Raw genomic sequence first — 14033 nt, forward strand, 5'->3', positions numbered from 1 at the left:
GGGTCGAAACTGGCCCTCAGGACCGTCTATCGCGACTGGTAGCTGAACCGTAGATGGCTACGACCGAAGCAGGTTACAACCACCACGGCAATAAAATAGCAATTTGCCCAATGCCCGCAATCGGTCGCGAGCGGACACGGCGCAGTCATCGGCTTGGATACTTGCCCCCCGCTGTCTGCTACGCCACATCAACTCCATGCCCCTCCCCGCTCCCTTCACCGACTGGTTCGCCGCGCGCGGGTGGCGATTGCGGCGGCATCAGGCCGATATGCTCGCGGCGGGGCAGCGCGGCGAGCATGCGCTGCTCGTCGCCGCGACCGGCGCGGGGAAGACGCTGGCGGGGTTTCTGCCGACGCTTGTCGGCCTCGCGGCGAATCCTTCGGATCGACTGCACACGCTGTACGTGTCGCCGCTGAAGGCGCTTGCCGCCGACGTCGAGCGCAACCTCCTCGGCCCGATCGCCGAGATGAGGCTCGATATCAGCGTCGAAAGCCGCAGCGGCGATACCTCTTCCGACAAGAAGGCGCGCCAGCGCGCCAGGCCGCCGAACATCCTGCTGACCACCCCCGAATCGCTGTCGCTGCTGCTCTCCTATCCCGACAGCTTCGCGATGTTCGCCGACCTTCAGACCGTGGTGATCGACGAAATCCATGCCTTCGCGCCGGGCAAGCGCGGCGACCTCTTGAGCCTGGCGATGGCGCGACTTCAGGCGATCGCGCCCGGGCTGCGCCGCGTCGGCCTGTCGGCGACGATCGCGGACCCGGACGCCTATCGCGGCTGGCTCGCGCCCGATGCCGACGCGGGCGCGGTGACTTTGGTCGAGGGCGAGCCCGGCGCCGACCCCGACATCCGGATATTGCTGCCCGAGGGCGCGGTGCCGTGGGCGGGGCATTCGGGGCGCTATGCGGTGCATCAGGTGATGGCGGAGATCGCGAAGAACCGCACGACGATCATCTTCTGCAACACGCGCGGGCTGGCGGAACTGATCTTTCAGGAGCTGTGGAAGGTCAACGACCTCTCGCTCCCCATCGCGATCCACCACGGCAGCCTCGACCGCGAGGCGCGCCAGCGCGCCGAAGCGGCGATGGCCGAGGGGCGGCTGCGCGCGCTCGTTGCGACCGCGAGCCTCGATCTGGGGCTCGACTGGGGCGACGTCGATTGCGTGATCCAGATGGGCGCACCCAAGGGCTCGTCGCGACTGCTCCAGCGCATCGGCCGCGCCAATCACCGGCTCGACGAGCCGAGCCGCGCGCTGATCGTGCCGGGCAACCGCTTCGAATATCTGGAGGCGCGGGCCGCGCTCGACGCGGTCGAGGCGGGCGAGCGCGACGCCGACCGCTTCCGCCCCGGCGCGCTCGACGTGCTTGCACAGCATGTGATGGCGCTCGCCTGCGCCGCGCCGTTCGACGAAGCCGAATTGCTCGCCGAAATCCGTACCGCGGCGCCCTATCGTTGGATCGATGCCGGGATTTTCGCGCGGCTGCTCGGCTTCGTCCGCGATGGCGGCTATGCGCTCAAAAGCTATGACCGCTTCCGCCGCCTCGCCCCCGATGGACAAGGCCGCTGGCGCCTTTCGCATCCCCGATTGGCGGCGCAGCACCGGCTCAACGCCGGGATCATCGTCGAGGCGCCGATGGCCGCGGTGCGCTTCAAAAACGGTCGACGACTCGGGCAGGTCGAGGAATATTTCGCGAGCACGCTGACCCCGGGCGACACCTTCGCCTTCGCGGGGCTCAGCCTGGAGGTCGAATCGATCCGCGACACCGACCTGATCGTCCGCGCGACGACGCGCCCGGCGCGCATCCCGTCCTATATGGGTGCGCGCCTCGCCATCTCGACCCGGCTCGCCGACCGGGTGCGGGGTTTCCTCGCCGATCCCGCAAGCTGGCAACGCTTTCCCGAGGATGTCCGCTTCTGGCTGGAAATGCAGGCGCTGCGCTCGGTGCTGCCGCGCCCCGGCGAACTGCTCGTCGAGACCTTTCCGCACGAGGGCCATCATTATATGGTCTGCTATCCCTTCGAGGGGTGGAACGCGCACCAGTCGCTCGGGATGCTGATCACCAAAAGGATGGAGCGGATCGGGCTGCAGCCGCTCGGCTTCGTCGCGTCCGATTATGCGATCGCGATCTGGTCGCTGCGTCCGGTGACGAATCCCGAAGCGCTGTTCGACGCCGAAATCCTGTCCGACGAGTTCGTCGAGTGGGTCGAACAATCGCATCTGCTGAAGCGCGCCTTTCGCGAGGTCGCGGTGATCGGCGGGCTGATCGAGCGTCAACATCCTGGCAAGCGCAAGACCGGCAAGCAGGTGACCTTCTCGACCGACCTGATCTTCGACGTGCTCAGAAAATATGAGCCCGACCATCTGCTGCTCGAAGCCGCCTGGGCCGATGCGCGCGAGCGGCTGACCGACGTTGCACGCTTAGGCGATCTGCTCGACCGCGCGGCGGGGACGATGGTGCACCGGACGCTCGACCGGATCAGTCCGCTCGCGATTCCGGTGCTCGTCCTGATCGGGCGCGAGAATGTCGCCGCGGCCGACCTGGACGATGCCTTGCTGGGCGACCTTGCCGACGCGCTGGCGGAAGAGGCGATGCGCGCCGATTAGGCCTGATGCCCATCCTCTCCCCCGTCATTCCCGCGAACGCAGGAATCCAGCTTCTCTTCGTGCCTTTGTGCCTTCGTGCGAGTCCCCAAAAAATCTCGCACGAAGGCACAAAGGCACGAAGAAGAAGAAAATGAAGACAGCAGGATTCCCGCTTTCGCGGGAACGACGGAAAATGGATGGGGGCCGGATTCAGCGCCCGCGTTTCGCTTGCTGGCACATCGAAGCAGGCGTAGACTGACACGACATAATATAATGAGGATGCCGGCCATGATCGATGCCATCAAGCCGTCCGCTGCGCTGCTGCTCGCCGCGCCCCTGCTGATCGGCGCGGCGCAGCCGCCAGCCGGTTCGCCGCCCGCCGCATCGCAGGCGCCCGCGATGCCAGCCACACCCGTCCCCCCTGCCACCGGCGAAACACTGGCTCCGCCCGTCCTCGTCACGCCCTTCATCCAGCCGTTCGATCTCGACGCGACGCGGCGCATGGCGGTGAAGGTCATGGTCGGCGGCGAGGGGCCTTTTTCCTTTCTCGTCGATACCGGCGCGGAACGCACGGTGATCGCGCGCGAACTCGCTGAGCGGCTGGGGCTCGCGGAGGGTGAGAAGCTCAGGATGGCGACGATCGGCGGGTCGGCGGTGGTGCCGAGCTATCGCGTCGCGGCGGTGGAGATGGCGAATCTGCGCCTCGCCGCGATCGACGCGCCCGCGCTCCTCGGCCGCCACCTCGGCGCGGCGGGACTGATCGGGGTCGACATGCTCGAGCAAAGGCGCGTGCTGATCGATTTCCGCAAGGAAAGCATGGAGATACTCGAAACGCGCAAGCGCGCGCGGCCGATCATCGACGACGACGACGCGATCGTCGTCACCGCGCGCAATTCGGCGGGGCGGCTGATTCTGTCCGACGCGCGGATCGACGGCAAGCGCATCGACGTCATCGTCGACACCGGCGCTCAAACAAGCGTCGGCAACCCCGCGCTACAGGAACTGGTCGCCCATCGCCGGGCCAACCGCCTGCCTTTCATGGTATCGACGCTCGATTCGGTCACCGGCGAAACGGTGCCGGCGGTCCGCACCGCGATCAAGCGGATCACCATCAACGGCCTCGATGTAAATAATCTGCCGATCAGCTTCGCCGACAGCCAAGCCTTTCGTGCGCTGGGTCTCGAGAACCGGCCGGCGCTGCTGCTCGGCATGGACGGCCTCGCGCTGTTCGACCGGGTCGAGATCGATTTTCCGAACCGTCGCGTCGTCTTCGACATGCCGAGCGGCGCGAGCCGCGAGACCAGGCAGCGCTTCGCCGCAAGCGGAGAGCCGCGCATCGGATAGCTTGCGATGCGCGGGCGGCGTTGCCATAGCGACGCCATGTCCGGCGCGGCGACCTTTGATTTTGCCGGCGAGCGCTTCGTCATGCTCGCCGACCGCGCGCTGTTCTGGCCGGCGCGCGGCGCGTTGATCGTCGCCGACCTCCACCTTGAAAAGGCGAGCTGGTACGCTGCCTATGGTCAGCCGCTGCCACCCTATGACAGCCACGACACGCTCGATCGGCTGGCGGGGCTCGCCGCCGCGACCGGCGCGGGCGCGATCTGGTGCCTCGGCGACAGTTTCCACGACCGCGACGCCGCGGCGCGCATCGTCCCCGCGATCGCTGACCGCCTAGAACGACAGGCCGCCGCGGCAAAGCTGGTCTGGATCGCGGGCAACCACGACGGCCTGACCGCGGGCGCGTGGGGCGGCGAGGTCGCCGACGAATGGATCCAGAACGGCATCGTTTTTCGCCACCAGAGCCGCGCGGACGAGGCACGCCCCGAAATATCGGGACATTTCCACCCCAAGCTGCGCCTCAGCCTGCGCGGGCGGGGCGTATCGCGACCCTGCTTCGCGAGCGATGCGACGCGGCTGATCCTGCCTGCTTTCGGCAGCTTCACCGGCGGGCTCGACGTCGAGGATGCCGCCATCGCCGCGAATTTTTCAGGCCCCTATCGCGCCATGCTGGTCGCGCGCGGCCGCCTTCTGTCGCTGCCTTGTGGCGGAGCGGCGGAGAATAACGCTACGGCAGGCGCGCCGGCCGCCGCGAACAGGCGCTGACCAGCCCCGGCGGCGTCCCGTCCGGCCTGTGGCCTAAAAGCATCACCCGATCGAAAACGACGCCGAAACGGGGCGTTGGCTGGAAGCACGAGGCGCTTTTTGGTTATGTTCGGGGGGCAACGAAAAAATCAAAAATTGAGAGGAGTGCCCACCATGAAATCTTCCCTTCCTGCCGCCCGCCTTTTGCGCAGCAGCGCGCTAGGCGTCTCGCTCGCCATCGTCGCGGTCTCGGCCCCGGCCTTCGCGCAGGACGCGGCCGACGCCGCGACCGCCGACGACAGCGCCAACAGCGAGATCGTCGTCACCGCGCAGGGCCGCGCGCAGCGGCTCGCCGACGTGCCGGTCGCCATTTCGGCGGTCAGCGCCGAGGTGCTGCAGAACAGCGGCGCCAACGACATCCGCCAATTGAACCAGGTCGCGCCGTCGCTGCTCGTCTCGTCGACCGGCTCCGAAGCCAATGGCTCGGCACGCATCCGCGGCATCGGCACCGTCGGCGACAACCCCGGCCTCGAAAGCTCGGTCCCGGTGTTCATCGACGGCGTCTATCGCTCGCGCTCGGGTATCGGCCTCAACGAACTCGGCGAGATCGACCGCGTCGAGGTGCAGCGCGGCCCGCAGGGCACGCTCGGCGGCCGCAACTCGTCGGCGGGCCTGATCAGCATCTATTCGAAGAAGCCTGATTTCACCTTCGGCGCGACAGGCGAGATCACCTATGGCAATTACGATTACTGGCGCCTCGGCGGCAGCGTCACCGGCCCGATCACCGACACGCTCGCCGCGCGCCTCGACGGCATATGGGTGAAGCGCGACGGCTTCCTGCGCGACACGACGAACAACACCGACGTCAACGACCGCGACCGCTATTTCCTGCGCGGCCAGTTGCTGTTCGAGCCGACCGACGCGCTGTCGATCCGGCTGATCGCCGATTATACCTATCGCAACGAGAAATGCTGCGGCGCGATCTATGTCGACAACAGCGTCAATCCCTATGTCGGCAATCTCAACAATCCCTCGACGCCGCTGTCGACCGGCGCCCCGACGAATCTGCCGCAGGCCGACGGCAACAACATCATCAACGTGCTGCGCGACATGGGCCAGCCGCTCGCCGCGTTCAATCAGGGCTACGACCGCAACCTGTCGGTCAGCGCAGGCCGGAGCTATGCCGGCAAGACCAAGGACTACGGCTTTTCGGGCCAGATCGACTATGATCTCGGCGGCGCGAAGCTGACCTCGATCACCGCCTATCGCGAATATCGGTCGGGACAGGCGGGCGACCTCGACTATGGCGCGGTCGACATCCTCTATCGCGCGCCGAGCGACGACGCCTACCGCCAGTTCCACACCTTCACCCAGGAACTGCGCCTGCAGGGCGAGGCGTTCGACGGCAAGCTCGACTGGCTCGTCGGCGGCTTCTTCGCCAATGAGAAGCTGACCGTGCGCGACAATCTGCGCTTCGGCAGCCAATATGGCCGCTTCGCCAACTGCCGCATCGTCTCGGGCGGCGCTCTTGCAGGCCTCTATTCGCCGGACAATGTCGGATGCGTCGTGCCCTTCGTGGCGCCGGGGGTGCCGGGGCTGGCCGCGATCGGCGGCGCCGCAGGCGCGTCGGGTGCCGATATCGTCGCCGCCATCACCGCGCTCGACGGCCTCAACAACCTCGGCAGCGTCGACGATCAATATCGGCAGAACGGAACGAACTGGGCGCTCTTCACCCACAATATCATCCACATCACCGACAAGCTCGATCTGACGCTCGGCCTCCGTTACACGCACGACAAGAAGAAATTCTCGGCCAACTTCAATAACGACAACACCGTCTGCACGACGATCCAGAACCTGGTCTACGACGATCTGGTCCAGCAGAATCAGGTCGGCGACAGCGAGGCGGTCCTGCGCCAGCGCGCCACCGCCCGCACCCTTGCGGGCGGACTGATCGGCCTTGGCTGTCAGGGCAATGCCACCGCCGAGCTCGACGGCGTATCGATCAAGGATCAGCGCAAGGAACATAAGTTCACCGGCACCGCGATCCTGTCCTACAAGCCGGTCGACGACCTGATGGTCTATGCCAGCTTCGCGCGCGGCTACAAGGCGGGCGGGTTCAACCTCGATCGGTCGGCGCTGAAGAATCCCATTCAGATCGTGAACGGAATCCCGACGGTGACCTTCGCCCAGGCCGGCGGCGCGCAGGCGCTGGTCGGCAACCTCCAATTCGACCCCGAACTCGTCACCAGCTACGAACTGGGCGCCAAATATGCGACGGGTCCGTTCACCGCGGGGCTGACCTTCTTCCGGTCGGACTTCAAGAACTTCCAGCTCAACACCTTCAACGGCTCGGTCTTCCTGGTGCAGAACGTCAACGGCTGCACAAGCGATCTTTCCGGCGCGGACCGCGACACGAGCTCGGCGACCGGCGCATGCGCGACGGACGATGTGAGCTGGGGCGTGCGCACCCAAGGCTTCGAACTCGAGGCCTCGCTGGTTCCCGCGCATAATTTCCGCATGAGCGCAGGCCTGACCTATGCGCGGACCAAATATCGCGCCAATCTGGTCGGCAATTCGTCGGGCGCCCCGCTCGACGCCGCACTGCGCAAGCTGCCCGGCGACAATCTGTCGAATGCGCCCGAACTGGTCGCGACCGGCAGCGTGACCTGGACGCCGGAAATCGGCAGCAGCGGACTGACCGGCCTCGTCTATCTCGATGGCCGCCTGACCAGCGACTATAACACCGGCTCCGACCTCTTCCCGCAGAAGGGACAGGACGGCTATGCGATCTTCAACGCCCGCGTCGGCGTCCGCGGCCCCGACGAGAAATGGGGGATCGAGCTCTGGGCACAGAATATCTTCAACAAGCAATATGCCCAGGTCGCCTTCAACTCGCCGTTCCAGGCCGGAACGACGGCGGCGCCCTTCACCGACCCGCAATATCCGGGCGGGCGCCAGATCTTCTCGATGTTCCTCGCGGAACCCCGGACCTATGGCGTGACGCTGCGCGGCAAATTCTGATCGCCTGAGCAGCCGATAAAAGCCGCCCGCTCACCCCGGTGAGCGGGCGGTTTCTTTTTCTGGACGCTTTTCGCCGTCATCGCATAGACTTGCACCATGTTCGCGATCGACTCCCTGCTCGTCAAAATCGCCCTGATCGGGGTCATCGGCATCGGCGCCCAATGGATCGCCTGGCGCACGGGCAGACCTGCGATCGCGCTGATGCTGGTCGCGGGAATCGTCGCCGGGCCGATATTGGGCCTGATCGATCCCGAGCGCGATTTCGGCGCGCTGCGCGAACCGATCATCAAGCTCGCGGTCGCGGTGATCCTGTTCGAGGGCGGGCTGACGCTGAAGTTCCGCGAGCTCCGCCATGCCGGCGCGGCGGTGTTCATGCTCGTGTTCATCGGCGTTCCGGTCGGCTGGGCGCTGGGCACCGCCGCCGCTTATTATGGCGCCGGGCTGTCGCTGGAGCTTTCGGCGCTGTTCGGCGGCATCATGGTGGTCACCGGTCCGACGGTGATCGTGCCGATGCTGCGCACGCTGAACATCACGCCGCGCGTCAAGCATATGCTGAAATGGGAAGCGATCGTGAACGATCCGATCGGCGCGCTGCTCGCGGTCGGCATCTATGCCTATATCACCCACGGCGGCGCCGAGGCGAACAGCACCGCGATCATCACCGACGTCGTCGCGGCGAGCGTCCTCGCAATGCTGATTGGAGCCGCCGCCGCCTTCGCGCTGACCGCCGCTTTCGTCCGCGGCTGGGTGCCCGAATATCTGAAGGCGCCGGTGCTGCTGACGACGGTGATCGCGGTCTTCGTATTGTCCGACCTGGTGATGCACGAAACCGGGCTGATCACCGTCACCGCGATGGGGGTGGTGATGGCGAACCGCGAAACCGATTCGAGCCATATGCTGATGCGCTTCAAGGAGGATCTGACCGTCCTCCTCGTCTCCGGCGTGTTCATCATCCTGTCGGCGACGCTCGACTGGACGGTGGTGACCAATTTCCAGGCGCGGTTCGTGCTGTTCCTGATCCTGCTGCTGTTCGCGGTCCGGCCGCTGACGATCATGATCGCGCTGCTCTTCACCCGCATTCCCTTCAAGGAGCGGCTGTTCGTCGCCTGGATCGCGCCGCGCGGCATCGTCGCCGCCGCGGTGACCGGCCTGTTCGCGCTCCGCCTGTCGGATTATGGCGTCCCGGGGGCCGAGGCGCTGGTGCCGCTGTCCTTTTCGGTCGTCATCGCGACGATCTTCGCGCACGGCTTTACCGCCCAGCCCTTTGCCCGCTGGCTCGGGCTCGACCGCGGCAAGGGCAATGGCGTGCTGCTCGTCGGCGCGAATAGCTGGACGATCGCCTTCGCCGAATTCATCAAGGCGCAGGGCAGCGAGGTGCTGATCGCCGACGAGAGCAAGTTCGCGCTCCGCCGCGCGCGCCGCGCCGACCTGCCCGTCCACCAGGGCGACATATTGGACGCGGCGCACGACGACGAGCTCGAGATGGGCCGCTATCAGCAACTGATCGCGGCGACCGACAACGACAGCTACAACGCGCTGGTGTGCAGCGAACTCGCGCCCGAGGTCGGCCACGACCGGGTGAGCCGGATGCCGGTGACCGCGCAGACCGGGACCAAACGGCGCGGACGCGTGCTGACGCTCGGCGGCACCCCGATCGAGGAGCAGCTCGACCGGCTGCAGGCGGGGTGGAGTTTCGGGCGCACCCGGATCACCGAGAAATTCTCCTACGCCGATTTCGTCGCGCGGATACGGACAACGGGGGGCGACACGCTGGCGGTGCAGCGCGCGAGCGGCGAGCTCGCGGTCTTTTCGATGCAGCACCGCCCGCCGGTCGAGCCCGGCGACACGCTATGGACCTTCGTCCCGCCCGATCCGGTGGTGGTACCGGCCGCCTGAATCCCTTCAAACGACAAAACATGCCCCCACCCTGTCATCCCCGCCTTCGCGGGGATGACGGGAAGCAGGTGGCTCTGGGCGTGGCGGATCAGCGCGCCCGCGCGGCCTGGTGTGCGATGTCGGTCATCAGCTTGCGGAACAGCACCGCGCCCGCAGTGCCCGAGGTTTTGAGCGCCCGCTCGCAATCGAGCAGCCGCGTCATCAGCCGCGCGATGCGCAGCGAATCCCAGATGTGGAGCTGCGCGGTCACCGCGCTCTGCTCTTTCCAGAAGACGCCGCTGCTCCGCGCCGACACCACCGTCGCGGGATGCGCGCCGGCGTCGACCTCGTCGCGCAGCCGCGCGAGCTGCATCGCGCGGATGCCGAGCGCGCGGATGATGCGGATCTCGGCGACCCCGACCGCCGCCGCCTTGCTCAGCATGTCGGGCAGCTCGCGCACCTTGCCGCCGAGGGCGACGTTGATGCATTCGCTGACATCCTCCTCATGCGTCGCGGCGCCGAGCGCGGCGATGTCGGCGGGGGTCACCTGTCGCTGGCGATCGGGCGCGGCGTCGAGATAGAGCGCGATCTTCTCGATCTCGCGGCGCATCAGCGCCTGATCGCCCGACACGAGGTCGACGAGCAATTGCGCCTCGCCATTGGCGAGCCGGAGGCCTTCGTCCTGCGCCGCGCTCATCGCGATGCCGACGAGCGCGCGCCGGTCGGGCTGGTAGCAGATCGCGGCGACGGCGGACGACGACCCCTCGACCAGCTTGACGAGCTTCGACTTGGCGGTCACCGACGCGCCGGTCGCGATCACCGGGTTGATCGCGGTGTCGGCGGCGAGCAGCGCCTCGACCGCGGCGAGGCTGTCGTCGCCGCTGCCCGAAATTTCGAGGCGGATGATCCGGCTCGGCGAAAAGAGCGACATCGACGCCGCCTCGGCGGCGAGCAGCGACGGATCCTGCGACAATTGCGATCCGCTGAGGTCGAGGCGTTCGGCCTCCTTGCCCGCGAGGCCGATCAGATGGCTCGCGACCGCCGCCATCGTCGCTTCGTCGGGTCCGGTCAGAAGAATAAGGCGAACCGCGGGGTCGAGGCGCGTCTGGCGTTCGAGGTCGGCGGGCTTGACGCTCTTCATTGCCCGGCGGGAGGCGGCACGGGCGCAGGGGCATCGGCCGACTGGCCGCCGCCGCGATCGGCGAAGACCGCGAGGCGCGCGACGATCTGGTCGGCGACCCCCGAGGCGAGGCGTTCGAGTGAGGTCGATTCGGCGGCGATCGTCGCATATTCGCTGCCGACGACGTCGATGCCGGCGTCCTGCGCCGCGGTCGCGTCGAGCAGCACCTCACCCGTCGCCGCATCGACGAGCTGGTAGCGCGCGCGCAACGTCCGCCGCTCGCGCGTCACCGCATCGTCGGCGCGGACGCCGAAGCCGGTGATCGAATCTTCGAGCCGGACGTCGAGCCGCAGCCTTTTGCCCGCGCCGTGCCCGCCCTGCGTCGCCTGCAGCCGGTCGCGCAGCGCATTGCGGACGAGGAAGCCCGAATGCCCCTCGATCGGCGCGACATCGACGTCGGCGAGCACCTGCGCCACCGCCCCCTTGCTGCCGCTCGCATAGAGCGGCCGAAGGCCGCAGCCGCCAAGGACCAGCGAGGCGGCGATGAGCGAGGAGGCGAGCAGTCTGCGCATCAGAGAGTAATGACCCCTATCCCCGTTCGTGTCGAGCGAAGTCGAGACACCCAGAAGTCATGCACGACTGACGGGCATCTCGACTTCGCTCGATGCGAACGGGAAGGGGGAAGCCATTCAGAGCCATCAGGGAACGATATTCACCAAACGGTCGGGGACCACAATCACCTTCTTCGGCGCCGCGCCGGCGAGCAGCTCGGCGATGCGCGGGCGCGCGAGCGCCGCGGCCTCGGCCGCACCCTTGTCGAGTCCCTTGGGCATCGTCATCGTATCGCGCAGCTTGCCAGCAACCTGAATCGCGATCGTCACCTCATCTTCGACGAGCAGTGCCGGATCGGCGGCGGGCCAGGCCGCATCGGCGACCATCGCGGTCGGGCGCTGCGCATCGGGCAGCGCCGCCCACGCCTCCTCGGCAAGGTGCGGCATCATCGGCGCGACGAGGAGGATCAAGGTGCGGCACGCCTCGGCGCGGGTCGCCGAGGGCTTCGCCTTCTCGATCTCGTTCGCGAGCGCGTGGATCTTGGCGACCGCCTTGTTGAAGCCCAGCGCCTCGACATCGGCCGCTACCCCGGCGACCGTCTGATGCAGCTTGCGCGCGAGCGCCTTGTCCTCGCCGCCGTCGCCGACATTTTCGGTGTCGCCGAACAGGCGCCACAAGCGCTGGACGAAGCGCCACGCGCCCTCGATCCCTGCCTCGCTCCACGGCAGGTCGCGTTCGGGCGGGCTGTCGGACAGCATGAACCAGCGCACCGCGTCGGCACCGTACTGGTCGAGAATGGCGTCGGGATCGACGACATTCTTCTTCGACTTCGACATCTTGATCACGCGGCCGACGGTGACCGGCGCGCCGTCGGCGTCGAGCGTCGCGCCATCGGCCGAGCGGCTGATCTCGTCGGGGGTGAAGAAGAGCGGCGGCAGGCCTTCGCCCTGCGCCCGGCTATATGTTTCGTGCGTCACCATCCCCTGCGTGAACAGGCTGGCGAACGGCTCCTTGATGTCGATCATGCCGAGCTTGTTCAGCGCGCGCGTCCAGAAGCGCGCGTAGAGAAGGTGGAGAATCGCATGTTCGATGCCGCCGATATATTGATCGACAGGCAGCCAGCGGCGGATCACCTCGGGATCGAACGGCTTGTCCGCCGGCGCACTGGCGAAGCGCAGGAAATACCAGCTCGAATCGACGAAGGTGTCGAGCGTGTCGGTCTCGCGCACCGCCTCGCCGCCGCAGCTCGGGCAGGCGACATGCTTCCATGTCGGATGGCGATCGAGCGGATTGCCGGGGACCGAGAAATCGGCATCCTCGGGCAGCACGACCGGAAGCTGGCTCTTCGGCACCGGCACCAGCCCGCACGCCGGGCAGTGGATGAAAGGGATCGGCGTCCCCCAATAGCGCTGGCGCGAGACGCCCCAGTCGCGCAGGCGCCAAACGGTGGTGCCCTTGCCCCAGCCCTCATGTTCCGAGCGCGCGATGATCGCGGCCTTCGCTTCGTCGACGGTCATGCCGTCGAGGAAGTGACTGTTCACCAGCCGGCCGGGGCCGACATAGGCCTCGTCACCGTGGAACACCTGTCCGGTCTCGTCACCATCGGCGATCACGCGGTGGACGGGCAGCTCATATTTGCGCGCGAAATCAAGGTCGCGCTGGTCGTGCGCGGGGCAGCCGAAGATCGCGCCGGTGCCATAGTCCATCAGCACATAGTTCACGACCCACACCGGCAGGTGCCAGTCGGGATCGAGCGGATGCTCGACCGCGAGGCCGGTGTCGAAGCCCAGCTTCTCGCCGGTCTCCAATTGCTCCGCGGACGTGCCCTGGCGGCGGCATTCGGCGATGAAGGCGGTCAGTTCGGGCGAATCCTTCGCGAGGCGTTCCGCCAGCGGATGATCGGGCGAAATCGCCGCGAAGCTGGCGCCGAACAAGGTGTCGGGCCGCGTCGTGAAGACGTCGAACCCCGGCGCGCCGCCGGCAAGCCTGAACGAGAATTCCAGCCCCTGCGACTTGCCGATCCAGTTTTCCTGCATCAGCCGCACCTTGTCGGGCCAATGGTCGAGGCTGCCGAGCCCTTCGAGGAGATCGTCGGCGAAGTCGGTGATCTTGAGGAACCACTGCGACAATTTCTTCTTTTCGACGAGCGCGCCCGATCGCCAGCCGCGGCCGTCGATCACCTGCTCGTTGGCGAGCACGGTCATGTCGACCGGATCCCAGTTGACGTAACTTTCCTTGCGCGTGACGAGCCCCGCGGCGAACATGTCGAGGAACAGCGCCTGTTCCTGTCCATAATAGTCGGGCTCGCACGTCGCGAGTTCGCGACTCCAATCGATCGCGAGGCCGAGGCGCTTCAATTGCGCGCGCATCGCGGCGATATTGTCGCGGGTCCAGCCGCCGGGATGGACGCCCTTTTCCATCGCCGCATTTTCCGCCGGCATCCCGAAGGCGTCCCAGCCCATCGGGTGGAGAACATCGTGCCCGGTCATCCGCTTGAAGCGCGCGAGCACATCGCCCATCGCATAGTTGCGGACATGCCCCATATGGATGCGCCCCGACGGATAGGGGAACATCTCGAGGATATAGGCCTTGGGCTTGTCGCCCGATTCATTGGTCGCAAAGCTGTTCGCGGCATCCCATGCCGCCTGCCAGCGGGCATCGGCGGCGAGGGCGCCAAAGCGCGTTTCGCGGGTCATGTGGTCGGTTACCCCGTTTGGTCTGTCTTACATGATCGTCATCCCGGCGAAGGCCGGGATCTCGACGGCGCATCGAGGCGCGAGAGCGAGACCCCCGGCC

At 66.9% G+C, this 14033-nt stretch carries 8 protein-coding genes; 5 read left to right on the forward strand and 3 right to left on the reverse strand.

The window, feature by feature from the left end:
- The first annotated feature begins 196 nt into the window (after window positions 1-196).
- The 5 genes from ACVENA_RS18460 to ACVENA_RS18480 all read left to right on the forward strand — a co-directional run bounded on the left by ACVENA_RS18460 (window position 197) and on the right by ACVENA_RS18480 (window position 9586).
- Window positions 197-2605, forward strand: a complete 2409-nt coding sequence (locus ACVENA_RS18460) for a ligase-associated DNA damage response DEXH box helicase (protein ID WP_449326568.1) — start codon at window positions 197-199, stop codon at window positions 2603-2605.
- A 267-nt stretch (window positions 2606-2872) separates the two neighbouring features.
- Window positions 2873-3928, forward strand: coding sequence for a retroviral-like aspartic protease family protein (locus ACVENA_RS18465; RefSeq protein WP_449326569.1), 1056 nt, complete (start codon window positions 2873-2875; stop codon window positions 3926-3928).
- 36 nt (window positions 3929-3964) lie between these two features.
- The gene (gene pdeM / locus ACVENA_RS18470) at window positions 3965-4687 is read left to right on the forward strand and encodes a ligase-associated DNA damage response endonuclease PdeM (RefSeq protein WP_449326570.1); all 723 of its coding nucleotides are present in this window, start codon (window positions 3965-3967) and stop codon (window positions 4685-4687) included.
- Window positions 4688-4840: 153 nt separating this feature from the next.
- Complete coding sequence (locus tag ACVENA_RS18475) at window positions 4841-7690, forward strand: TonB-dependent receptor (protein WP_449326571.1); 2850 nt, start codon at window positions 4841-4843, stop codon at window positions 7688-7690.
- A 96-nt stretch (window positions 7691-7786) separates the two neighbouring features.
- Entirely contained in the window at window positions 7787-9586 is a 1800-nt protein-coding gene (locus tag ACVENA_RS18480; RefSeq protein WP_449326572.1) for a cation:proton antiporter, read from the forward strand.
- A gap of 88 nt (window positions 9587-9674) precedes the next feature.
- On the opposite strand, the gene holA is transcribed toward ACVENA_RS18480, so the two are convergent.
- From holA to leuS, 3 genes are all read right to left on the reverse strand, one after another.
- On the reverse strand, window positions 9675-10706 hold the full coding sequence (gene holA, locus ACVENA_RS18485) for a DNA polymerase III subunit delta (protein ID WP_449326573.1): 1032 nt from the start codon (window positions 10704-10706) through the stop codon (window positions 9675-9677).
- The gene (lptE, locus tag ACVENA_RS18490) at window positions 10703-11257 is read right to left on the reverse strand and encodes an LPS assembly lipoprotein LptE (protein WP_449326574.1); all 555 of its coding nucleotides are present in this window, start codon (window positions 11255-11257) and stop codon (window positions 10703-10705) included. Before lptE ends, holA begins: the two co-directional genes overlap by 4 nt.
- A gap of 126 nt (window positions 11258-11383) precedes the next feature.
- The gene (leuS, locus tag ACVENA_RS18495) at window positions 11384-13933 is read right to left on the reverse strand and encodes a leucine--tRNA ligase (RefSeq protein ID WP_449326575.1); all 2550 of its coding nucleotides are present in this window, start codon (window positions 13931-13933) and stop codon (window positions 11384-11386) included.
- Between the last annotated feature and the right edge of the window lie 100 nt (window positions 13934-14033).

The organism is Sphingopyxis sp. 550A (genome assembly GCF_053569535.1).

Bases quoted from the DNA above. Each gene is read 5' to 3' on its own strand.
- ACVENA_RS18465 (WP_449326569.1), top strand. From the start codon at position 2,873: ATGATCGATGCCATCAAGCCGTCCGCTGCGCTGCTGCTCGCCGCGCCC.
- pdeM (WP_449326570.1), top strand. From the start codon at position 3,965: ATGTCCGGCGCGGCGACCTTTGATTTTGCCGGCGAGCGCTTCGTCATG.
- ACVENA_RS18480 (WP_449326572.1), top strand. From the start codon at position 7,787: ATGTTCGCGATCGACTCCCTGCTCGTCAAAATCGCCCTGATCGGGGTC.
- leuS (WP_449326575.1), bottom strand. From the start codon at position 13,933: ATGACCCGCGAAACGCGCTTTGGCGCCCTCGCCGCCGATGCCCGCTGG.
- lptE (WP_449326574.1), bottom strand. From the start codon at position 11,257: ATGCGCAGACTGCTCGCCTCCTCGCTCATCGCCGCCTCGCTGGTCCTT.
- ACVENA_RS18475 (WP_449326571.1), top strand. From the start codon at position 4,841: ATGAAATCTTCCCTTCCTGCCGCCCGCCTTTTGCGCAGCAGCGCGCTA.
- holA (WP_449326573.1), bottom strand. From the start codon at position 10,706: ATGAAGAGCGTCAAGCCCGCCGACCTCGAACGCCAGACGCGCCTCGAC.
- ACVENA_RS18460 (WP_449326568.1), top strand. From the start codon at position 197: ATGCCCCTCCCCGCTCCCTTCACCGACTGGTTCGCCGCGCGCGGGTGG.